Raw genomic sequence first — 26252 nt, 5'->3', positions numbered from 1 at the left:
GAATAATTGCAACACGTTGTCCAACCGATTACCAACACAACAGCGAGTTAAAGCTCCCAACGAATAGAGCCGATGATTGTAAAGGGTGCGCCTCTTTCAAGACCTAAAGTGTAACCGTAGGTAGAACTGAAATAGTCCGTATCAAATAGATTACGAATATTCATCGCAGCGTTAAAGCGATCTCTACGGTAGAAAATCGCCGCATCAGTACGCAAGTAATTGGGTAATTCAACCGAGTTGTCTGAAAGTGCCGCCCGCTCACCCACATAAAAAAGCCCTAAACCAAATCCCAAACCTTTGAGATTGCCCTTCTGGATTTCATAAGTTGTCCAGAGGCTAGCTTGATTTTCTGGCACACCCAGCAATTTATTACCTACAGAAATATCAATATCCTCGGTAACTTCTGCATCAGTATAGGCATAAGAACCGATCACTTTCCACCCTGGTAGAATCTCACCCGCGACATCTAACTCAATCCCTCGACTCCTTTGCTCGCCTACTTGAATCTGGAAATCACGGTTATTTTGATCCGGTATTGTAACATTCGTCTTGGTGATTTGATAGACTGCCAATGTTGTTGAAAGCTTTCCGTCTAGAAAATCAGTTTTAATGCCTGCTTCATATTGGGTTCCTTTGGTCGGCTTAAACGCTCTATTATCAGGATTGAATCCAGAGGTAGGAAGAAAAGATTGACTATAGCTGGTGTAGAGAGAAACCGATTTACTCGGCTGATACACCAACCCAACTCGGGGGCTGAAAGCACTATCATTTTGTTCGGGAGAATCAATTCCGCTATTTGTCTGATTTTGTGAAACCCAATCTAAGCGCCCGCCAATTAATAGCTTTAGATTGTCTAAAATACTAACTTGATCCTGAAGGTAAGCACCGTAAGATTGGGTAGATGAATCGAAACTATAATTTGGAATATATGTGGGATTTGAAATATTGTAATCTGGGTTGAAGATATCTAGATTGGGAAGAGGCGAATCGGAAATCAAAGCCTCAAAAGTCTGAACATTGCGATTAAAATCAAAACCCACTAAAAGTTGGTGCGAAATCGATCCCGTCTTAAACTTTCCCAGCAAGTCGATCTGTCCAAAATAATTATCTATTGAGTATCCACGTCTTTCAGCGTTAATACCTACTAGCGAACTATCGTCTACTATATCTAATCCTCCAGCAAATGCGTCTCTAGTTCTAGTAGTAGCCACTGAAAAATTGTTACGAATCTGCCAGTTGTTGCTCAACTTTTGATTCAGGATGTAGCCAAATTTTTGAGTCTTGGCATCAATAAAGGTTAAATCAGGATAGCCGAGAAAGAGATTCCGAGGCAGGAAGCTACCATCACTGAAAAACCAACTACCAGACTGATTCGGATATCCATTATAGTTAGTGTATTCATAGTATAGATTCAGGTCTGTTCGATCGCCCAATTTCAAACTGATTGAGGGTGCGATCGTGGTTATATTTGTGTTGACGGAATCTTGAAACCCCTCCGAATTTTGATAGTTAGCAATAAACCGATAGAGTACAGTTTTATCGGCATTTAATGGCCCTGAGAAGTCGATGCTGGGCTGATAATAGCCAAAATTCCCCGCTTCAAATCCGAGACTGTAGTAGGGTTCACTCAAAGGTTGTTTGGTAATAACATTGACGATTCCACCCGGTTCTACAGCACCAAATAGAACTGAAGCGGGGCCTTTGAGAACCTCTACTTGTTCGATCGTCCCAATGCCTGTCAGCGAAAAGCTATCATTATTGTAACCTGTATCTCGATAGCCATTGCGGAAATTCCCGAGCTGCACAAATCCTCTGATGATTCTGCCTCCTGAAGGCGCACCGAAGTTGCTTCCTGCATCAACAACGCCACTGACTGTTTCCACTGCCTCTTTTAAACTTCTTACCTTGCGATCTTCTAGCACCTGTCGCGGCACCACCTGAATCGATTGGGGAATATCGCGCAATGGCGTGTCGGTTTTAGTAGCAGTTGACGTTTCTGATGCGTTATACGTATCTTGCTCCCCCGTCACCAACAACTCAATTGGCTCATCCTGCTGTGCTGTTGGTTCTTGCTGCGGTGTCTCGCTTGCTGGCTTTTGTTGATCTTGTGGTGTTTGGGGTTGCTGCGGTGGAAAAGTTGCTATTGCCGCAGAATTTATACCAAACACCAGCCCTGTATTATCATCGAATAACTCAACTGTGGGTAAACTTTTTTCACCCACCACCGTCACTCGGACAGTATTGGCATCAACATTTGTAACTGTTATCTCAGTAATTTCTGCAAGTGGTTTTTCTGAACGAAATATAAAAGCTTCTCCCGATGCTAAACGCAACTGTGCGCCAGGTATATCTGCAATAAAATTATTACCCGTACTGAGATTTTTAACTTGTAGTTCTTCCCCACGAGTCGTCTCTAAAATCAACTCCACACCTTTGTCTGTAGGATTGGCTTTAACTCCTATGATTGGTACAACTCGATCCCCACTTCTTTGTTCTAAATTTGGGGGGTTGGTTGGTGTTGGTGTCTGTACTAGCATTTGAGCGCTAGTTGCGGGAAGTTTGATTTCGCTGAGTTGGAGAATGTTTTTACTTGCTTTACCAGGTGCTGTTTGGGGTGAAGTAGATTTCCCTATCACTTGGGTAAAAGATTTGCCTTGAACATCTTCTCGTACTTCCTCGCCTTTAGAAGGAGTGCTGATACAAAGAACAACCGTACCTGTCAGCAGCAGGCCTTGAAACAATTTATCTAACTTCATTTATCCGCTTACACTCAATCACACTACTTGGTTGTACCTAAAGACACAATGGCAATCTCTGAGAAATATTATCATTTAAATTGAAATTATTTGAATCATATTATGAAGCGATGCAACACACAAGATAATTAATAGTTTTTTTCATTTAGCTATGGATACTAAACAATAATTTTCAAGCTGCTTATTTGCTTGATATATAATCAGAGATTGTATTGGCAGCTAAAACTACTTTTCTGCCTTGAAAATGGGATTGGGAACTAAAAATTAGGAATGAAGGACAAGTTAGTTTTCGTCGGGTGGTTGCGGGCGATCGCTCGTGGAATTTTAACCTGAAGATCGGGTATTGGTCATTTTTATTTTGTCATGAAATATTTATTTTCCCATAATTTTCAGTCTACCAGTGACGTTTTTAGATTTATCATCTATCTACAGATATAAATAGTAGAGCATAAATAAAACTTATATAATGTATTTTTGTTGATATTAACTTTCTATACTTAGTCTATTGCTAAAGCTACTCATTCTCGTTAGTGTAATCTGAAGATAAATAAAAATTACTCGCAATAAGCTAGATATTGCTCCCAGAAAATCACTAATCATTAATTAGGATTTAAACAATTTTAAGTAATTGGCTGAATTAATTAACGATTTCCTTTTTATTTTTCTCTAGTCAGAGCGAGAAAAAGAGCAGCAGTGTATCAGGGTTGTATCTAGTTGAAAATCAAAATGAATCAATATTCTCATCGGTTCCTTGAAGCTTGTGGCAGTGGTTCTACATTTGTTGATTTACTGCGCTTAAGAAGCTCTACCCAGCCAAACAGAGATGCTTTTACCTTCTTGCTGGATGGGGAAACAGAACAAACAACGCTAACCTATCAAGAATTGGATAGGCGATCGCGTCGAATAGCTGCTCAATTACAAGCATTGGGTTTGACTGGAGAACGCGCCTTACTACTTTATCCAGCCGGACTAGATTTTTTGGTTGCTTTTTTCGGTTGTTTATATGCCGGAGTTGTGGCTGTAACGGCATATCCCCCTCGAAATCAGCGCAACACACCGAGAATAAAAGCTATTTCTCGAGATGCACAAGCAGCGATCGCTCTCACTACAACAGAAATCCTGCCTACAGTGCGGTCTTTAATGTCAGAAAAGACTGGCTTAGAGTCTTTACAGTGGCTAACTACTGATAATCTTGCTCTGGGAATAGAAGATGCTTGGCAAGAACCCTCTATCGATCGAGATACCTTAGCTTTTCTGCAATACACCTCTGGTTCTACAGGGACACCAAAGGGTGTAATGATTAGTCATGGAAACCTACTGCACAATGCTGACACAACTTACCAATTTATGGAGCATTCTCCAGAAAGTAAGTTCGTGACGTGGTTGCCGATGTACCATGATATGGGTCTGATTGGGGGAATATTGCAACCTTTGTATGGAGGTTTTCCTTGCATTATCATCCCTCCAACTTCCTTTCTCCAACGTCCTTATCGTTGGTTACAAGCTATTTCTCATTACCAAGGGACAACCAGTGGTGGCCCGAATTTTGCTTATGAGTTATGTACTCAAAAAATTACTTCCGAACAAAAAAAGACTCTTGACTTGAGTAGTTGGAGTGTGGCATTTAACGGCGCGGAACCGATTCGGGATGATACTCTAGAGCGGTTTGCAGCAGCTTTTGCCGATTGTGGCTTCCGTAAAGAGGCATTCTACCCTTGTTACGGAATGGCTGAAACAACTCTGATGGTTTCTGGTGTGCAGAAGACAACATCACCGATTATCAAGACAGTCCAAAAACCTGCATTAGAATTGAATCGGGTAGTTGAATCATCTGTTAAGGATGAGAATGTCTATCATTTCGTCAGTTGTGGTCGAGTTATACCACAACTGGAAGTGGCGATCGCTAATCCTGAAACCCTCAGTAGTTGTAAACCTGATGAAATTGGGGAAATCTGGGTATCTGGGCCGAGTGTTGGCCAAGGTTATTGGAATCGTTATCAAGAGACAGCAGAAACTTTCCATGCTTATCTATCAGATACAGGTGTAGGCCCTTTTCTGCGGACGGGAGATTTAGGGTTTTTACAAAATAACGAGCTTTTCATTACAGGTAGAGCCAAAGATTTAATTATTATTCGCGGTCGAAATCTTTACCCACAGGATATAGAATTAACCGCAGAACGCAGTCATCCATCTTTAAATTCTGGTGCTAGCGCAGCATTTACAGTCGAAGTTAACAACGAAGAACGGCTGGTAATCGTCCAAGAATTGAAGTTTCGCGCCAAGCCAAATTTAGCAGAAGTTATATCTGCAATTCGCCAAGCTGTTACAGAAGAACATGAAGTACAAGTTTATGCTGTGGTTTTGATTAAACCAGGTAGTATTCTCAAAACTTCTAGCGGTAAAATTCAACGTCGTGCAACTCGCGCTCAGTTTCAGAATGGTGAATTGAATATCGTTGTCAGTAATATTCTTAAAATTAGCAATATTGTCACAGAGGAAACTCGATTACAGCGTTCCGAACTTTTAGCGCTTTCTCCAAGGGAATGTCAACGGCTTTTAGAAATCTATCTGATTGAACAAGAAGCGAGAGTACTGGCGATCGCACCAGATGATATCAGTCCTGATGAACCATTAAGCGTTCTGGGGCTTGATTCTTTAAAAGTGTTTGAATTGAAAAACCGGGTTGAGATTGATTTAGAGGTAGAAGTATCGGTAGCAGACTTCTTTGCAGGGATGAGTACGCGATCGCTAGCTACAAAGATCCTCGCTCAACTGACAACAGATGCACTACCGTCAATATCCCTTACCAAACAAGATAAAAATACATCCGTTCAGCCTCTATCTTTTGGCCAGCAGGGATTATGGTTTATTAATCAGCTAACTCCCGATAGTCCTGAATATAACATTCCTATAGTTATTAACTTAAAAGGCTGCATTAATTTAGCAATTTTACAAGATAGTCTTAACGAAATAATTAGACGACACGAAGTATTACGGACGAGCTTTACAGTAGTTGATGGACAACCAGCCCAAGTTATAAATCAAGCGCCACCTTTAACTTTGGCGGTTGAGGATTTGCGTTCATTTTTAGAAAGAGAACGCCCTCAAGAAGCGCAACATTTAGCTACGGAATTTGCACAGCAGGCATTTGATTTAGCTACTCAATCGCTTTTGCGTGCTAAAGTTTTACAATTAAGTGATAAAAATTATCATTTAATTGTCACTCTACATCATATAATTGCAGATGGTTGGTCTATCGGTATTCTGATCGAAGAACTAGCTGCACTATATAAAGCATTCTCCACGAGCAAACTCCCGGCGCTTCCTGAATTACCCATTCAGTATCAAGATTATGTCAATTGGCAACGACAATGGCTTGATTGCGATCGGATTCAATCTTTATTGACTTATTGGAAACAAAAGTTGCAAGGTCAGCTACCTATACTAAATTTACCAACTGACCGTCCGCGTAGAAGCTTTGCTTCTTCCGATCGGACATCGCCAGTTCAAAAATTCAAAGGCGCTCAAGGGAAACTAGTTCTTTCTCAAACTCTGACAAAAGAGCTAAAGAATTTGAGCCGTCATTTGGGAGTAACTCTGTTTATGACCTTGCTTACAGCCTTTAAAACGTTGCTGTATCGTTACACTGGTCAGACTGATATTGTAGTAGGTTCGCCAATAGCTAATCGTAACAGAGCAGAAACTAAATCATTAATAGGTTTTTTTGTCAATGTTTTAGTACTACGTACAGACCTTTCTGGCGACCTGAGTTTTCAGGAGTTACTAGCGCGGATAAAGTCAACAGCTTTAGAGGCATACATTCATCAAGACTTACCTTTTGAGAAATTAGTAGAAGAAATACAGCCAAATAGAGACTTGAGTTACAATCCACTATTTCAAGTAATGTTCGTTCTTCAGAATGTGCCAATATCAAATCCCAGACTGTCAGATGTCTCTGTTACTTGTCAGGAGGGTTACAACGGGACATCAAAGTTTGATTTGACATTATTTATGGAGGATGACGAGCAAGGGTTGGTTGCAACTTGTGAGTACAACACAGATTTATTTAATGCAGATACTATCGCTCGAATGCTAGTACATTTCCAGACTTTATTGGAAAGTATAGTTAGCAATCCCGAACAACGCATCGCAAACTTGCAACTCCTGACACCATCTGAAGTACAGCAATTATTAGTTGAGTGGAATAATACCGAGACAGATTACCCACAAGATAAATGTATTCATCAACTGTTTGAAGCACAGGTAAACAAAACGCCATCTAATATTGCTGTTATTTTTGAAAACCAAAAATTAACCTACCAGGAGTTAAACGACCAAGCTAATCAACTAGCACATTACTTACAAAAACTAGGGGTGAAGCCAGAAGTAATTGTAGGTGTCTGCATGAAACGCAGCCCAGAAATGCTGATTGCATTGTTAGCTATTTTAAAAGCAGGTGGGGCTTATGTACCACTAGATCCAGCCTATCCCCAGGAACGCTTAGCTTTCATGGTAGAAGATAGTCAGACCAAGGTGCTGCTGACTCAAAGCCATCTAGTTGAATTGTTTGCCAAATCGAATGTGCATATTGTCTGTATTGATAGAGATTCACAATTACTTACCCAACAGAGCAGAGAAAATCTGTTTAGTGAAGTAAAATCCAATCACCTAGCTTATGTCATCTATACTTCGGGTTCTACTGGTGTACCAAAAGGTGTGGCGATCGCCCATGAAAGTTGTGTTGCTTTATTAACATGGTCAAGAGAAGTTTTTACAGATGACGATCTTGCTGGAGTTTTAGCATCAACCTCTATTTGCTTTGATTTATCAGTATTTGAACTGTTTGCTCCTCTCAGTTGGGGTGGTAAAGTAATTCTTGTAGAAAATGCTTTACACTTACCCTCATTGGTTGCTGAGGTAAGCTTGGTTAATACAGTCCCAAGCATCATTGCAGAATTACTGCAAGTAGATGGTTTACTTCCTTCAGTCAGAACGGTTAATCTTGCCGGTGAACCACTGCAAAATCAACTTGTGGAACAGATTTATCAAAACGATCGTATTCAGAAAGTTTTTAATCTTTACGGTCCGTCTGAAGATACAACCTATTCCACGTTTGCTCAAGTAAATAGAGATAGCAACGTAATTATCGGTCGTCCAATTGCCAATACACAAATTTATTTACTTGATACTAAGTTACAACCAGTACCAATTGGTATCCCAGGAGAAATTTATATTGGTGGTGCTGGTTTAGCTAGAGGCTATTTAAACCGACCAGAGTTAACAAAAGAGCGGTTTATATCTAATCCGTTCAATAATAAACTTGAATCACGGTTATATAAAACTGGAGATTTAGCTCGTTATTTACTTGATGGAAATTTAGAGTACTTGGGGCGAATCGATCGTCAAGTTAAGATTAGAGGATTTCGGATTGAGTTGGGTGAAATTGAGAATGCATTACTCAAACATCCAGCAGTGCAGAAAATTGTAGTTTTGGCGCGAGAAGATAAACCACGTATTCAACAATTGGTGGCTTATATTGTTCTTTTACCAGACGAAACACTTACAACTAGTGAACTGCGAAGTTATCTCAAAGAACTGTTACCGGAATATATGGTTCCTGGTGTTTTTATCTTTCTAGACACCTTACCACTTTTGCCTAACGGAAAAGTAAACCGTCGTGCTTTACCTGTACCAGAAGACTTGCGTCCAACATTGACGACTACTTATGAAGTACCCCAGTCGGAAATGGAACAGCAGATAGCACAGCTTTGGCAAGAGGTGTTACATCTCGATCGAGTGGGTATTCATGATAATTTCTTTGATCTTGGTGGGCATTCACTATTGATGATTCAGGTTAATTATAAACTGCGGGCAATTTTGCAGCGAAACATATCAGTTGTAGAAATGTTTCAGAATCCGACTATTTACTCACTGGCGCAATATTTAAGTCAACAGCGACAGCTTTCTTTTACAGGAACACGCGATCGCGTGAATAAGCAAATTGAGGCTATAAATCGCCAAAAACAACAATTGAGTAAGCAAGGTAAAAAGATTTATGATTAGCACTATACATAATGATGCTGTAGAAGGCATTGCCATTGTTGGGATGGCAGGGCGTTTTCCTGGTGCTAAAAATATTGACGAATTTTGGCAGAATTTGCAATCTGGTGTAGAGTCAATTTCTATCTTCACAAATGAAGAGATAGTATCTGACGGTATCGATTCCGTTACACTCAGCGATCGCAATTATGTAAAGTCTAGTGCCATATTAGAAAATATCGATTTATTTGACGCTGCATTTTTTAGTTTTAATGCCAAAGAAGCAGAAGTTACTAACCCCCAAAACCGGATTTTTTTAGAGTGTGCTTGGGAAGCATTAGAAAATGCTGGCTATGATTCCAATAGATATGATAGTCGTATCGGAGTTTACGCTGGTGCTAGCCTAAATAACTATTATTCATTAGATTTAAACCGCGATCCCATAGGATCAGCGCAATGTTATCAAACATTAATTGGTAATGATAAAGATTTTCTGACTACTCGTGTTTCTTACAAATTAAATCTCACAGGCCCAAGTATTACGATCCAAACAGCTTGTTCCACCTCATTAGTTGCAACAACACTTGCTTGTCAAAGTTTGTTGAATTATCAGTGTGATATGGCTTTAGCTGGTGGAGTTTCTATTCACGTACCCCAGAAAACAGGTTATTTGCATGAATCGGGAGGAACACTATCTCCTGATGGTCATTGTCGTGCTTTTGATGCCAAAGCACAGGGAACGACTATTGGTAATGGTGTAGGAGTTGTTGTCCTCAAACGATTGAGCGATGCTCTAGCAGATGGTGATTGTATCCATGCTGTAATTAAAGGTTCAGCAATCAATAACGATGGTTCTGGTAAAGTTGGCTATAGTGCGCCTAGCGTCAATGGTCAAGCAGAGGTGATTGCTGAAGCGATGATGCTGGCGGGAGTTGAGCCTGAGACAATCAACTATATTGAAGCTCATGGTACTGGTACAGCTTTAGGCGATCCGATTGAAATTGCTGCCCTCTCTCAAGCTTTTTGTCGCAGTACCACCAAAAAAGGCTTTTGTGCCGTCGGTTCAGTGAAAACAAACATTGGTCATCTAGATGCAGCATCTGGGATTGCCGGACTGATTAAAACAGTTTTAGCCCTGAAACACAAGCAGATACCAGCAAGCTTGAATTTTGAGCAGCCAAATCCCCAGATAGATTTTGCCAACAGCCCCTTTTATATCAATGCAAAGCTAGCAGAATGGAAAACAGGAAGTACTCCTCGTCGTGCTGGTGTGAGTTCCTTGGGTATAGGTGGGACTAATGCTCATATTATTTTAGAAGAAGCTCCTGGAGGAGAGCAGGGGAGCAGCCCTTCTCTACGAGACGCTGCGCGAACGGCTCCTTTCGACTTCGCTCAAGGCAAGTCGCTCAGTGACCGAGGGGCAGGGGAGCAGGGGAGAAAGTATCAATTGCTGGTAGTTTCTGCAAAAACTAGCTCTGCTTTAGAGACAGCAACTGCAAATTTGGCTAATCACCTGCAACAGCACCCAGAACTTAATCTTGCAGATATAGCTTATACATTGCAAGTGGGGCGTGCTGAGTTCAATCATCGTCGCGTGCTGGTGTGTGAAGATATCGAGGATGCAGTCAGCGCTTTGCAGTTAGAAGATCCAGAACGAGTTTTCACTCGCTTAGTTGAAAGTGGCATTCACGTTGGCGCAGCCTCTCGTAGAGAAGTTACTCCGCAGAAGTATCGCCCCATCGTCTTCATGTTTCCTGGACAAGGCGCTCAATATGTGGACATGGCTAAAGAACTTTACCAAACTGAACCGATTTTTCAACAACAGATTGATTTGTGCTGTCAATTGCTGCAACCCCATCTAGGGTTGGATTTGCGTTCACGAAATGACTCCGCAGGAGTATCGCTGATTTATCCCAACGAGTCTGAGTCAAAAGCCGCAGCAGAGAAACTGCAACAAACTGATATTACTCAGCCTGCATTATTTGTTATAGAATATGCTCTCGCTAAATTGTGGATCTCATGGGGCATTTCTCCCCAAACAATGATTGGTCATAGCATAGGGGAATATGTAGCAGCTTGCCTTGCTGGTGTATTTTCCCTAGAAGATGCTTTGGCAATAGTAGCTATCCGTGGACGACTGATGCAGCAACTTCCAGCAGGTGCTATGCTTTCGGTTTCACAAACAGAAGCAGAGATAAAAACTTTACTAAATGAAAATTTATCTTTAGCCGCCAGCAATGCTCCTCGTTTGTGCGTAGTTTCAGGAACCCATAATGCTGTAGACACGATTCATAAGCAACTTACAGCATTAGGTGTAGAGTGTCGGCGTTTGCATACTTCCCACGCCTTTCATTCTGCGATGATGGAACCTATGATTGAGCCATTCATCAAAGAAGTTAAAAAAGTCAAACTAAATCCGCCGCAGATTCCTTTTATCTCTAACGTCACAGGAACTTGGATAACAGCAGAAGAAGCCACAGATCCCGATTACTGGGCAAGACATTTACGCCAAACAGTGCAGTTTGCAGCCGGCATCTCTGCGTTGCAGCAAGAGGCAAATTGCATCATGCTAGAAGTGGGGCCAGGAAGCAGCTTGTGTACTTTTGTTAAAAAGCATTCAGATACTCCAGCACTCTGTTCATTACGACATCCTCAAGAAAAACAGTCAGATATAGGATTTTTACTGAACACACTCGGCAAACTCTGGTTATATGGAGTACAGGTAAATTGGTCAGGATTTTACGCCCACGAACACCGTCATCGTCTCCCACTACCAACATATCCCTTTGAGCGGCAGAGTTATTGGATTGAAGACTATAAATACAGACAGGACAACAGTGCTAAACCTGTGTCATTTGGCAAAAAGCCAGATATTGCCGATTGGTTCTATTTACCTTTATGGAAACAATCTATACCTGCTGTACTGTTAAAGCAGAAGGAATCGATCGCTCAGAAGTCTTGCACTCTTGTGTTTCTCGATGAGTGCGGTTTGGCAGAAGAACTGGTTAAACGACTTCAGCTTGATGGTCAGGATGTAATTATAGTGAAGGTGGGGTCAAAGTTTATTAAGTTGAATGAGCGTGCATATAGCCTTAATCCTAGACAACGTAAAGACTATGATGCCCTGCTCAATGATCTCGTAGCACAAGATAAGATCCCAAAAACGATTGTTCATTTATGGAGTGTGACTTCTGTCGATCGGATTCAATCTGGAATCGCAGGAGTTGATGAAGCCCAAGAAAAAGGTTTTTATAGTCTGCTGTTTTTAGCTCAAGCACTTGGAAAACAGCGAATTACAGATGAGCTGCAAATAACGGTCATTTCCAACAATATACACTCAGTGACTGGAGAAGAACCGCTATGCCCAGAAAAGGCGACTCTATTAGGAACTGTTAAGATCATTCCTCAAGAATATCCAAATATCAACTGTCGTAGCATTGATGTTGTGATTCCAAAAGAAGTAAGTTGGCAACAAGAGAAACTTGTAAATCAGCTGGTGAATGAGCTACAAATACAATCCTCCGATATAGTTGTTGCCTATCGTGGTTTTCATCGCTGGGTGCAAACCTTTGAACCAGTCCGATTGGAAGAAGCAGAGGGAGGAAGATCGCGATTAAGGCAAGGAGGAGTGTATTTAATCACAGGTGGACTCGGAGGTATTGGACTTGCTCTAGCGTCACACCTAGCGAAGGCGGTACAAGCCAAACTAGTTTTGATCGGGCGTTCAGCTTTTCCTGCTAGACAAGAGTGGGAACAATGGCTAGCTACTAACGATCGCCAAGATCGTATCAGTAGTAAAATTTTGAAAGTAAAGGAACTTGAAGAACTAGGTGCAGAAGTTTTAGTACTGAGCGCTGATGTGGCTAACCTTGAACAGATGCAAGAAGCGATCGCAAAAATCCAGAAACAGTTTGGCCAAATCAATGGTGTTCTTCATTGTGCAGGAATTGCGGATTATGCAGGTGTGATTTCTCGAAGAACGCGAGAGATGACAGAAAATATTATGGCCCCTAAAGTCAAGGGTACACTAGTATTAGATAACCTTTTGAAAGATGTTAAGTTAGATTTTTTAATTCTTTGTTCATCTCTTAGCTCGATTATTTATAGAAAGAAATTTAGTGAAGTTGGCTATTGTGCTGCCAATGAGTTTCTTGACGCTTTTGCTTATCATAAAACCAATCGAGATCGGACATTTACAGTTTCTATTAACTGGACTGATTGGCAAGATGTTGGGATGTCAGTAGAGGCGGTGAAGCGATTAGTTAATAAACAAGATATTTCTGATGCTCAATCCCTATTAATGGATGCTTTATTACCTTCGGAAGGGATAAAAGTCTTTAAACATATTCTCAACAGTGCAGTCCCTCGAGTCGCAGTATCGACTGAAGATTTGGCAACTATTATTGAACGCGATCGCAATTTTAATGCCCAAGCTCTTTTGGAATCTTTAGGCAAGGCTAACCAGTCTAAATCCGTACATCAACGACCTCAGTTAAGTAATGCTTATTTTGCTCCTAGAAATAAAACTGAGCAAACAATTGCAGATGTTTGGCAAAAACTACTTGGTATTGACTTAGTAGGTATCCACGACAATTTTTTTGAACTCGGTGGCGACTCTCTAGTAGGTGTTCAAGTTATTTCGCAATTAAGTAAAGAATTACATATAGAAATTCCTGTAGTCAGTCTTTATGAAAGTCCAACAGTCAGTTCTTTGAGCAAAGCTTTAAATATGGAACAGGCTGACAAACCTATGGAAGAAAGGAGCGGACGGGGGCAAAGACGAAGAGAAAAAAGAATGAAACAGAAGGGTGCTCTATAAAAAATTAATCAAAGAGGTACTAATGAAAATCCATGAAACATTTTCTAATATAGCGGGTTTAGATATAGCTGTAGTGGGTATGGCAGGTCACTTTCCAGGTGCAAAAAATATTGATGAGTTTTGGCAAAATTTACAGGACGGTGTAGAATCAATTTCATTTTTTTCTGAGAGTGATTTAGTATCTTCAAATATCGATCCTGCCTTGTTAAATAATCCTAATTATGTTAGAGCCGCATCTATACTGGAAAACGTAGAGGAGTTTGACGCGTCATTTTTTGGTTTTGAACCTAAAGAAGCTGAAGTTATAGATCCCCAATATCGCCTCTTCTTGGAGTGTGCTTGGGAAGCAATTGAAAACGCTGGCTACGATCCTGAAACCTATAAGGGTTTGATCGGGGTTTACGCCGGGGCAAATATGAACACCTATCTATTAGAAAACCTTTATCCAAACCGCGATACTATAAATCCTGTTAATGGAGCTTTACAACCTCTACATGGCAGTGGTCAAGCTTTCCTAACTACAAGTGTCTCTTACAAATTAAATCTTAGAGGGCCTAGTATTACTCTCCAAACCTTCTGTTCTACATCATTGGTTGCAGTCCACTTGGCCTGCCAAAGTTTGTTGAATGAAGAATGTGATATGGCTTTAGCTGGTGGTGTTTCAATTAAAGTTCCACAAAAAGCTGGCTATTTATATCAACAAGGAGGGATGTTGTCTCCCGATGGGCACTGTCGAGCCTTTGATGCCAAAGCACAGGGAACTGTTTTCGGCAGTGGGGCTGGAATTGTCGTATTAAAGAGATTAGAGGATGCTCTTGCTGATGGAGACTGCATTCATGCAGTCATCAAGGGTTCAGCAGTCAATAACGATGGCTCTTTGAAAGTAAATTTCACTGCCCCTAGTGTAGAAGGTCAGGCGGAGGTAATTGTAGAAACCCTGAGAAATGCTGGAGTAGATGCCGAAGATATAACGTATATAGAAACTCATGGAACCGGAACAGCTATGGGCGATCTCATTGAAATCACTGCACTCAAAAAAGCTTTTCACACTACTACTCAGAAGAAGGGTTTCTGTGCGATCGGTTCAGTGAAAACCAATATCGGACATCTAGATGCAGCAGCCGGTGTAACAAGTCTCATCAAGACTACGTTAGCGCTTAAACACAAGCTGCTCCCACCTAGTCTGCACTTTGAACAAGCCAATCCCCAAATCGATTTTAATAACAGCCCCTTCTACGTCAATACTAAGATTTGTGAATGGAAGGCAGATCGCACACCCCGTCTGACTGGAGTCAATTCGTCGGGTTATGGTGGAACCAATGCCTTTGTCATTCTTGAAGAAGCTCCACCGATCAAATATTCGGAAGAATCCAGACCCTGGCAATTGTTGGTACTCTCGGCTAAAACCATCTCTGCGCTTGAAATTGCCACTGCGAATCTAATTGCATACTTAAAGCAGCATTCAAATGTTAACCTAGCGAACGTTGCTTACACACTTCAGGTTGGTCGCAGGGCTTTCAACCATCGCCGGATGGTAATCTGCCATGATATTAATGATGCGATCGCTATTTTGGAAACACAAGATCCGAAACGGGTTTTCCAGGTCTACCAAGATCGCCTAGATCCTCCCGTTGTGTTTATGTTTCCAGGGCAAGGAGTACAGTACGTAAATATGGCGCTGGATCTCTACCAGACAGAGCCAACTTTTCAAGAGCAGGTAGATATCTGCTCAGAGTTTCTCCAACCACATCTAGGGCTTGACCTGCGACATATACTCTACCCCAATACAGAAAGGACTCAAGAAGCCGCGCAACAACTGAAACAGACCGCAATTGCTCAACCAGCGCTCTTTGTCATCGAGTACGCCCTAGCAAAATTGTGGATGGAGTGGGGAATACATCCCCAGGCTTTGATTGGTGAAAGCCTTGGGGAATATGTCACTGCGTGTCTGGCAGGAGTATTTTCATTAGAAGATGCTTTAACTCTAGTAGCTGCGCGGGGACAACTCATGCAGCAAGTGCCTGAAGGTGCTATGCTTGCCATTCCACTTTCAGAAAAAGAAGTTCAACCCCTGCTAGGCAAAACACTCTCTCTAGCTGAGATTAAGGAATCATCTCTTTGCATAGTTTCAGGTTTCATAGATGCTGTAGAGGCATTAGAGAAGCAGCTAGCTTCCCAAGGTGTCGAGTGTATGCGTCTGGATACCTCCCATGCCTTTCATTCTGTGATGATGGATGCCATCTTAGAGCCATTCACAGAGGAAGTTAAAAAAGTCAAACTGAATCCTCCCAAAATTCCTTTTGTATCCAGTCTTACGGGAGCTTGGATTACAGAAGCAGAGGTGACAGATCCAAACTATTGGGTGAGGCATCTGCGGCAAACAGTTCGCCTTGCTCAGAGTATGCAAGAATTGTTGAAAGAACCAGAACGCATTTTGCTAGAGGTTGGCCCAGGGCAGACTTTGAGTGCATTCGCCCGTCGTCATTCTGATAAAGAAGCCCAGCAAATTGTATTAACTTCCTTGGGCTATGCACAAGAAAGTCAGTCGGATGTAGCATTATTGTTAAATACATTGGGTCAGCTATGGCTTGCTGGAGTACAAGTAGATTGGTCGGGATTCTATATCCATGAGCGCCCTCATCGTATACCTTTACCTACTTATCCTTTTGAGCGTCAACGTTACTGGATTGAACCCAAAATCCAGGTAAACGCTCTCAAGACGGGTGAAAAGAAATTGCCTACAACCCCTCTACTAGGTAAAAAGCTGGACATAGCCGACTGGTTTTATGTCCCATCTTGGAAACGCTCTCTGCTGCTTGCCCCTCAACTAAGTCAAAAGTCAGTTTTGGCTTGCACTCTTGTATTTATCGATGAGTGCGGTTTGGGTTTTGAGCTAGTAAAACGACTTGAACTTGAGAGTCAAGATGTGATTACGGTGAAGATTGGGTCAGCGTTTACAAAGTCGAGCGATCGCGTATATATCCTTAATCCTCAACAACGTGATGATTATGATACCTTGTTCAATGAACTTTTAGCACAAAATAAACGCCCAAAAACGATTGTTCATTTATGGAGTATTACACCGCACAGTTACGCAGAATTAAGACTTGAGGAAGTTGACAAAATTCAGGAAAAAGGATTTTACAGTCTGCTGTTTTTAGCCCAAGCACTTAGTAAACACCATACTACAGATGAATATCAAATCGCGGTTGTCTCCAACGATATGCAGGAAGTTGTGGGGGAAGAGTTGCTGTGTCCAGAGAAGGCGACTTTACTCGGACTCGTTAGGGTGATTGCGGAAGAATACTCAAACATTATCTGTCGTAGCATTGATGTTGTTATTCCCCAATTGGGAGTTAAGACTGAGCCGAAACTTTTGGAGCAGTTGCTCTGCGAGTTACAAGCTCTAAGTTCTGAGAAGGTTATTGCTTACCGTGGAAATCATCGTTGGGTGCAAACTTTTGAGCCAATTCGATTGGAGAAAGCTGGTCAAGGAATATCAAGGTTAAAAGAAGGAGGCGTTTATCTTATTACAGGTGGATTTGAAGACATTGGTTTTGTCATAGCCCAACATTTAGCACAGACTGTACAAGCCAAGCTGATCCTGACAGGAGGTTTAGCTTTTCCTTTACCAGAGGAATGGGAACAATGGCTAGCTACTTACGATGAGCAAGATAACACAAGCCTCAAGATTCGGGAAATCCAGAAACTTAAAGAGCTAGGTGCAGAAGTTTTGGTAGTCAGCGCCGATGTGAGCAATTTTGAGCAGATGCAACAAGCGATCGCATTCGCCCAAGGGCGATTTGGTCAGATCAATGGTGTAATTTACGCAGCCGAGGTTTCTGCTAACGGCGTGATTTTGCAAAAAACGCCAGAAATTACAGAAAGTATGCTGGCATCTAAAATAAAAGGCATACTAATTCTCAATAAAATTCTCAAGGGTGTTCCACTAGATTTCTTTGTTCTGTCTTCATCAATCACTTCCATTACAAATAAATTTGGGCAAGTATATAATGCTGCTGCTAATGCTTTTCTTGACGCTTTTGCTCACCATAAAAGCGACCGAGATGGCACATTTACCGTATCGATTAACTGGGATTCCTGGCAGAAAGAGGGGATGGCAGCAGAGGTGATGAAGCAATCAACACCAATTTTGGATATTTCCCAATATCAATTAAAAGAAGTGTCTCACCCTTTATTCGATCAATGTATAGTTGAAGAGAAAGACCAAGAGATATACATCAGCAAATTTAGCGTCATCAAACACTGGGTTTTAGATGAACATAGGGCTATGGGTAAGGCGACACTTCCGGGAACAGCTTACTTGGAAATGGCTTTAGCCGCTTTTGAAAACCATGTTCAGAACGGAACGATTGAAATTCGGGAAGTATTTTTCTTGACTCCCTTGGTAATAGAAGATGATGAAGAAAAAGAAGTTCGTACACTTTTAAAGAAGAAAGGAGAGGGCTTTGAATTTTCGGTCACAAGCCAATCAAACTCAGGGTCAAAGCAATGGCTCGAACATGCCAAGGGCGAAATAGCTTGTATAAAATTAGAACCATCAGCAAAACAAGAACTCAGAGAACTTGAGGCAAGATGTAATCAAAAGGAAATAATCATTCCAGAAGGAGAGCATAAGCTTCAAATAGGATTTCTAGAGTTTGGTTCTAGATGGAATAACTTGAAGCAGGCAAAATTAGGAACAGCTCGGGGGTTGATTGTTCTGGAACTGCCCGAAGTATTTGCCACCGATATTAATTCATATAAGTTACATCCTGCTTTATTGGATAATGCCACGGGTTTTCTAAGTATTGAAAACGAAAGTGTTTACTTACCGTTTTCCTATAAAAGTCTGAAAATAAAAAAACCTTTGCCAAGCAAAGTATACAGCTACATCAGATATACAGAAAATAATCAGTTCAGAGAAGGAATTTTAAAATTTAACATCACCATCATGGACAACCAGGGAAACGAACTGGTTGAGATTGAAGAATTCATCATGAGGAAAGTAGATATTAGCACAATTACTGCTGAACAGTCTAATGGTAAACCTCAAAAAATTCCTTCTGTTTCTGCAAGCGAAAACTTCTCTTTGGAGATTGCTTCCCCTGGCATCTTAGATAGCCTGACTTTCCGACCTAGTACCCGCCAAAAACCAGGTCTGGGTGAGGTAGAAATCGAGGTCTGCGCGACTGGTCTTAACTTCAAGGAAGTGCTTATAGCGTTGGGGCTGCTTCCTGTTCCACCCAATGTTGATGTCAAGTTCGGTAGAGAATGTTCTGGAAAGATAGTCGCTCTGGGAGAAGGCGTTAAGGGTTTTGAGGTAGGAGATGAAGTTATGGCGTTTGGCGATTCTTGCTTTAACCAATTCACAACCACTTCTGCTTCTTTGGTAGCACTCAAACCAGAACATCTTAGTTTAGAAGAGGCAGCAACAATTCCCGTTGCCTTTATTACGGCTTACTATGCCTTGATAAAATTAGCTAGGCTTCGCCAAGGCGAGGGTGTTCTCATTCATGCTGCTGCTGGCGGTGTTGGAATGGCTGCCGTGCAAATAGCCCAGTGGGTGGGAGCCAAAATCTTCGCCACAGCAGGCAACCCGGAAAAACGAGCATTTCTGCATTCGTTGGGTATTGAATATGTTATGGATTCCAGGTCTTTGGCTTTTGCCGATGAAGTGATGAAGTATACTGATGGCAAGGGTGTGGACGTAGTTTTGAATTCCCTATCAGGAGAATTCATGACTAAAAGCTTTTCACTTCTAGCACCCTATGGACGCTTTCTCGAACTCGGCAAGCGGGATATCCTCAACAATAGCCAATTAGGTCTACGACCTTTTGAGAAATGCTTATCGTTCTTTGCTATAGAAGTGGGAAACGATCTCCCTGACTTTATTTCTACCTGGCACGAAGTAGTGCAACACTTTAAAGATGGCAATTTTAATTCCCTTCCGCATCAGATATTTCCAATTACAGAAGTAGCTCCCGCCTTTGAATACATGGCTAAAGCCAAACATATCGGCAAGATTATAGTATCTTGGGAAAATCAGGAGGCTTTGAAAGCGCTGGTTGCTTCGGAAGGAAAAGTTAGTCAAGAAACTATAGCTTCTCCCGCCCGGTTAGGTTCTCCGTCTACTGTTTTTTCCACAGTTGGCTCTGTTATGCAGGACAAACCTGCTATTCTCAAGGAAGGGTTATTACCAAAAGAGGGTGTAGAGGCGTTTGACCGCATTTTAGGAAGTACACTTACCCAGGTTCTAGTATCAACCCGTGATTTCTTAAATCGAGTTGAGCCGGATAATGGTTTTAACTCAGAACCTTTCCAAGAAGCCTCACAAAAGTATAATCTCTCTAAACCGACACAATCACAACCTGCACTCAGTGGTGCTTATGTAGCTCCCAGAAATGAGATTGAGCAAAAGCTCGCTGTCATCTGGAAAGAACTTCTTGGGAAAGATTTGGTAGGAATACAAGACAACTTCTTTGAAATCGGTGGCAATTCCCTCCTAATAGTCCAAGTTCGCAGCCAACTGCAACAAGTATTTAATGGTGATATCGCAACGGCTGACTTGTTTGAATATCCGACCATAAGTGCCTTAGCAGAATATTTAAGTCGGAAAGAGGCCCAGCAACCTGCCTTTGGGCAAGCATATAACCGTGCTAAAAAGCAACAGGAGGTTATGGAAGAAGAAATGCAACTAATGAAGCAAAGGAGGAGAATACGTGAGTAACCAGTTGAAAGGTGTAGCCATAATTGGCATGAGTGGTCGTTTTCCCGGAGCCAAAAATGTCAATCAATTGTGGCAGAATCTGTGTAACGGTGTGGAATCAATTTCATTCTTTAGCGATCGCGAGTTAGTCGCTTCAGGCGTAGATCCAGCTTCGTTGAATGACCCTCAGTACGTCAAAGCAGGGGCTGTGTTACAAGACATTGAGATGTTTGACGCTTCATTCTTTGGTTTCTCGCCTAGAGAAGCTGAAATCATAGATCCGCAACAACGTCTTTTTTTGGAGTGTGCTTGGGAAGCGCTGGAAAATGCTGGTTATGACCCGAAAACAGACAAAAATCTAATTGGCGTTTATGCAGGGGGTAACTTAAGTACCTACTTACTTAACAATCTGGCCTCACACCCTGAACTGATTAAAGCGCTGGAGTCGCAAATTACAATTGCTAATGATAAAGACTTTATATCCACACGAGTTTCTTATAAATTAAACCTAAAAGGTCCCAGTATTAGCGTCGGTACGGCCTGCTCTACGTCATTAGTAGCAGTTCACTTGGCGTGTCGAGGATTGCTAAGTTATCAGTGTGATATGGCCTTGGCTGGTGGTATTGCGATACAAGTTCCACAAAAACAAGGTTATTTCTACCAAGAAGGTGGTATGGCCTCTCCTGATGGTCACTGTCGGGCTTTTGATGCTAAAGCACAGGGTAGCCCTTTCGGTAAAGGAGCGGGTATTGTCGTGCTGAAAAGATTGGCAGATGCTGTAACTGATGGGGACTGCATTTATGGGGTTATCAAAGGTTCAGCTATCAATAACGATGGTTCCGAGAAGGTGAGTTACACCGCACCTAGTGTAACAGGCCAAGCAGAAGTGATTGCTGAGGCTCAGGCGATCGCTAACTTTGATTCTGAAACAATCACCTATATTGAAACCCACGGAACTGGTACACCTCTAGGCGATCCAATTGAATTTAGGGCGCTTAACAAGGTGTTTAGTGCCAGAACTAACAAAAAAAACTTCTGTGCCATTGGTTCAGTCAAGACCAATGTCAGCCACCTGAGTTCGGCATCTGGTGTAACGGGCTTGATCAAAACAGTCTTGGCGCTCAAACACAAGATGATTCCGCCCACCCTGCACTTTGAACAACCCAATCCAGAGATTGATTTTGCTAACAGCCCCTTTTACATCAATACTCAGCTTCATGAATGGCAAACAAAGGGAACTCCTCGCCGGGCTGGGGTTAGTTCTTTTGGTATCGGCGGCACTAATGCTCATGTTGTTTTAGAAGAAGCACCTGTACAGGTCAAAAGTCAAAATTCAAAAGGCAAAAGTAAATATTTACTGTGTCTATCGGCTAAAACTAGCTCTGCCTTGGAGACAGCAACTACAAATTTGGTTAATCACCTGCAACAGCACCCAAAACTCAACCTTGCTGATGTGGCTTATACATTGCAAGTTGGTCGGCATGGTTTGAGTCATCGGCGGATGGTTGTTTGTCAAGATACTCAAGATGCGATCGCATCCCTCCAAAATCCCAAACGAGTTTTCACTAGCAATCAGGAAACGAATCAGCGCCCAGTAGTATTTATGTTTACTGGTTTGGGAACCCATTATGTTAATATGGGTGATGAATTATACCAGTTTGAACCAACTTTCCGCGAACACCTCGATCGCTGTTGCTCGTTGTTTGAACCCCTTTTAGGTCTTAATCTCAAAGAAGTTATTTATCCTACTTCCCATTCAACAACCGAAACAACCAAAGAAAAATCGGGTATAGATTTACGCCAAATGCTTGGTCGCGATCGCCAATCACCAGATCCCGCCGCCCAAAAATTAAATCAAACCTATCTCACTCAACCAGCACTGTTTGCCATTGAGTATGCTTTAGCTCAATTATGGATATCCTGGGGCATTCGTCCAGTAGCGATGATTGGTTATAGCATTGGTGAATATACCGCAGCAACAATAGCCGGAGTATTGTCTCTAGAAGATGCGATTACTCTTGTTGCTAAAAGAGCGCAAATGATTCAAGAGTTGCCAGGGGGAGCTATGCTGGCGGTTCCCTTGACAGAGCAAGAAGTGCAACCTTTCTTGAATGAAAACCTTTCATTATCAGCAGTCAATGGCTCATTTCAATGTGTACTTGCGGGAACTACACAGGCTGTAGAGGAATTGGCAGGAAAGTTGAGTGCTAAGGGATTAGCCTGTCGGCAATTGCAGACTTCTCATGCCTTTCATTCTTACATGATGGAGGCGATCGCTGACTCTTTCACCGAACTAATGCAAACTATCAGCCTCAAACCACCGCAAATTCCTTATCTGTCAAACGTTACCGGAACTTGGATTACAGCAGAGCAAGCTACAAATCCCAGTTATTGGACACAGCATCTATGCCAACCCGTGCGCTTTGCTGATGGAGTAAATCAGTTGGGGACAAAACATAGTCCAATTTTTTTAGAAGTTGGTCCAGGACAAGCATTAAGCAGCTTGGCGATGCAATGTTTAGATAATGTTTCTGACGAAAACAAAGTAATATTATCCTCGCTGCGCTATGCTTATGAGCGACAATCTGACATTGCTTTCATTCTCAATACATTAGGACAACTGTGGCTTGAGGGAATCAAGATAGATTGGTCGGGATTTCATGCTCATGAGCGCCGACATCGCCTTCCCTTGCCAACATATCCCTTTGAGCGACAAAGATATTGGATTGAACCACAAAAATTATTACCTGCACAAATAAATTTCCAACCCAAGTTAACAGCATCAGAGCTTTGGAAATCTTTGGTAGAAGCTGGTCAACTCCAAGCTAGTGCAGGGGCGTTGGAATTCGATGAGCAGATTTCTCAAGAGAAAAGAGAATGTTTAGACCGTTTATGTATTGCTTATATTAATCTTGCTTTAACACGTTTAGGAGCTTTTAGTAATCCCAATAAAAAGTATTCTTTAGACGAGTTATTTGGCCAATGTCAGATTATTCCTACTTATAAAGAATTGTTAAGTCGATGGCTGGAAATATTGGTAGAGCAAGGTCAGTTAAATCGAGAACAAGAGCTATTTACTAATTTCCTGCCAATATCAGCACACTTTGTTAATGAAATATTAGTAGAAGTCAAAGCCAAATGGGTAGACACGCCGCAACAAATAGATTTGCTGCAACTATATGGCGAAAATATGGTATCTCTGCTGACTGGGAAAAAAGAACCACTGGAGTTTCATGTTTCTACCTTATTAAAGTCAGGAGAATTTACAGTCCAACAATCCCCTGAAAATAAATATTACAACTCAATCATGCGGGTATGTTTAGAACAGGTGTTAAAAGCATTACCCCATCAAGTAAATCTGAGAATTCTGGAACTTGGCGCTGGAACGGGTACAGGGACGGCAGAGCTATTACCCATACTTCCACCGGAAAGAACAAATTATACTTTCACTGATGTGGGAGGTTTTTTCCTGAATGCAGCCAAAAATAAATTTAGCGATTATCCATTTGTTGAATACCAATTGTTAGACCTTGAGCGATCGCTACAAGAACAAGGATACTCAAATCACAGTTTTGATGTAATTGTAGCTTTCCAGGTGCTGCACGTTACTCGAAATATTGGAGAAACTCTCGATCGCATTCGCTCTTTACTTGCTCCTGGAGGTTTACTTTTATTTTGGGAAACAACTCAACCCAGGTTGGAATTTGAGTTCATTGACGCGCTACTGATGAATCCGATAGAGAATCCAGAAAGCGATCGCAATATGTGCAATCCCTTTTTATCTCAAGAGCAGTGGCAAACAGAACTCAAATCTCATGGTTTTGTACAGGTAAAAGCTTTCTCAGAATTTGCACCTTTTACAGACCACATAATTGTCGCTCAAGCTACTGCCCCAGCAACGCCCAAAGCACCAGCAGCCTTTACAGCATTACTTCACGAACAAGAAGTTTCATTTGGCAAAAAGTCCAACATTGCTGACTGGTTCTACATCCCTTCATGGAAACGTTCGCTACCACCACAGTCAAACGGTCAGGTGAAACAAGCAGAACGCTGGTTAGTCTTTGTTGATGAGTATGGGTTAGGCGCTCAAATCGTCAAGCGCCTCGAACTTGAAGGTCATGATGTAATTACCGTCAGAGTTGGGGAGCAATTTGGCAGCCAAAGCGAATCTTCCCAGAAACATCTGGGCAAGCGTGCATATACAATAGCACCTCAACAACAGGATGATTACAATACTCTACTCAAAGAACTTCGCGCCCAAGACTTCATACCAAAAAGAATTATTCATCTGTGGAGTATAACCCAGTCAGGATATGCAGATTTTGATACAGTCCAAACACAAGGATTCCAGAGTTTGCTGTTTTTGGCACAGTCGCTAGAAAAACAGAATTTTACTGATGAATTCCAGCTTGCAGTTATTTCCAACAATATGCAACCTGTAACTGGAGTTGAAAATCTTTGCCCAGAAAAAGCAACACTCCTTGGACTAGTTAAGGTCATCCCACAAGAATATTCAAATATAAAATGTCGTAGCATTGATGTTATTATTCCCTTATCAGAAAGTTGGCAAGAAAAGAAATTTGTAGAACAACTACTGACAGAACTTAAAGCCAATTCTTCTGACTCAGTTATTGCTTACCGTGGTTTGGAACGTTGGGTACAAACTTTTGAGTCTGTCCAATTAGATGCGAATGTCCAGGATACACCCAGGTTCAAAGAAAAAGGAGTCTACTTAATTACTGGTGGACTCGAAAAAATAGGACTTGTAGTAGCCGAACATTTAGCAAAGACAGTACAGGCAAAACTGCTGCTTTTAGAGGCTGAGGATTTTCCCAACCGACAGGAGTGGGAACAGTGGCTGAAAACTCACAACGATCAAAATAACATCAGCCGCAAAATTTTAAAAGTGCAAGAACTAGAAAATTTGGGCGCAGAAGTCTTAATCGAAAGCGCTGATGTGGTAAATTTAGTACAAAACAAGTTTAGTCAAATAAATGGGGTATTCCACACAAATCAAATACCCGCAGATAAGTTATTTAGCCCCATCTTAGAGATAGATCCAAGAGAGTGTCAACAGCAACTTCAGCAAGAAATACAAAGACTCTTAGTATTAGAAAAGGTTTTGCAGTCTCAAAAGCTTGATTTTTGTCTATTGATGTCTTCATTAACCTCAGTTTTAGGAGGATTAGGCTCTGTTACCTACTCAGCAGCCAGTTTATTAATGGACGCTTTTGCTTACCAGCATAATCAGAAAAATCCTGTTCCTTGGATGAGTATTAACTGGGATGCATGGCAATTTACAGCAGAAAATTCGCAAATACCTGCTAATACAAGTTTGACTGAATTTACCATCGAACCTTTAGAAGGTATTAATGCCCTTGAACAGATTCTTTTGTGGAGTCAATATCATCAAATAGTTGTCTCAACTGGTAATTTACAATCTAGAATTGACCAATGGATTAAATTAAAGCCTTTACAACCAAAAAATACTGCCCAAACAGTTAATTCATCTTCTCGTCACTCTAGACCGAACTTAAAAAATGCATACATTGCTCCTAGTAATGATGTAGAGCAAAAACTAGTTGAAGTTTTTCAAGAGTTACTGGGTATAGAGCCAGTAGGTATTCATGACAGCTTTTTTGCTTTAGGGGGAGACTCTCTAACGGGAACTGTACTTATTTCTCAGCTTCGCAAAACTTTTCAAATCGAACTACCTGTTCGTTCTCTTTTTGAAGCTCCTACTATTGATGAATTAGCTTTGGTGATTGAAGAAATTCTCATAGAAGAGTTAGAACAATTATCTGAAAATGAAATAAGTGAAGATACCAACAAAATTCTTGATGTGCAATTTTCAAACTAGATTACAAAACTTAGTCATTATAGGATAAATCGATGAAAATATCAAAAAATAACTCTCACTAATGTTATA

General features: G+C 41.4%; 5 protein-coding genes and 1 pseudogene. 5 read left to right on the top strand and 1 reads right to left on the bottom strand.

Going from position 1 to position 26252, the window contains the following annotated elements; translation table 11 throughout:
- Positions 1–47 precede the first annotated feature (47 nt).
- The gene (locus NSTCB13_RS07745; RefSeq protein ID WP_448271864.1) at positions 48–2756 is read right to left on the bottom strand and encodes a TonB-dependent siderophore receptor; all 2709 of its coding nucleotides are present in this window, start codon (positions 2754–2756) and stop codon (positions 48–50) included.
- A gap of 726 nt (positions 2757–3482) precedes the next feature.
- On the opposite strand from NSTCB13_RS07745, the gene NSTCB13_RS07740 reads away from it, so the two are divergent.
- The 5 genes and pseudogenes from NSTCB13_RS07740 to NSTCB13_RS07720 all read left to right on the top strand — a co-directional run bounded on the left by NSTCB13_RS07740 (position 3483) and on the right by NSTCB13_RS07720 (position 26183).
- Entirely contained in the window at positions 3483–8819 is a 5337-nt protein-coding gene (locus tag NSTCB13_RS07740; RefSeq protein WP_448271863.1) for an amino acid adenylation domain-containing protein, read from the top strand.
- A complete protein-coding gene (locus NSTCB13_RS07735) occupies positions 8812–13614 on the top strand; it encodes an SDR family NAD(P)-dependent oxidoreductase (protein ID WP_448271862.1) in 4803 nt (1600 codons plus the stop codon). The genes NSTCB13_RS07740 and NSTCB13_RS07735 overlap by 8 nt, the downstream gene beginning before the upstream one ends.
- Before the next feature lie 22 nt (positions 13615–13636).
- Positions 13637–17767, top strand: a pseudogene (locus tag NSTCB13_RS07730) (type I polyketide synthase); the annotation flags it as partial.
- Positions 17747–20344, top strand: a complete 2598-nt coding sequence (locus tag NSTCB13_RS07725) for a zinc-binding dehydrogenase (RefSeq protein WP_448273150.1) — start codon at positions 17747–17749, stop codon at positions 20342–20344. The pseudogene NSTCB13_RS07730 and the gene NSTCB13_RS07725, both read left to right, overlap by 21 nt.
- Positions 20337–26183: a beta-ketoacyl synthase N-terminal-like domain-containing protein gene (locus NSTCB13_RS07720; RefSeq protein WP_448271861.1), complete on the top strand. Its 5847-nt coding sequence runs from the start codon at positions 20337–20339 to the stop codon at positions 26181–26183. The genes NSTCB13_RS07725 and NSTCB13_RS07720 overlap by 8 nt, the downstream gene beginning before the upstream one ends.
- Positions 26184–26252: the final 69 nt, after the last annotated feature.

Source organism: Nostoc sp. DSM 114160 (assembly GCF_053470305.1).
The sequence above is the reverse complement of the archived record's forward strand: the minus strand, read 5'-3'. Positions and strand labels throughout refer to the sequence as shown.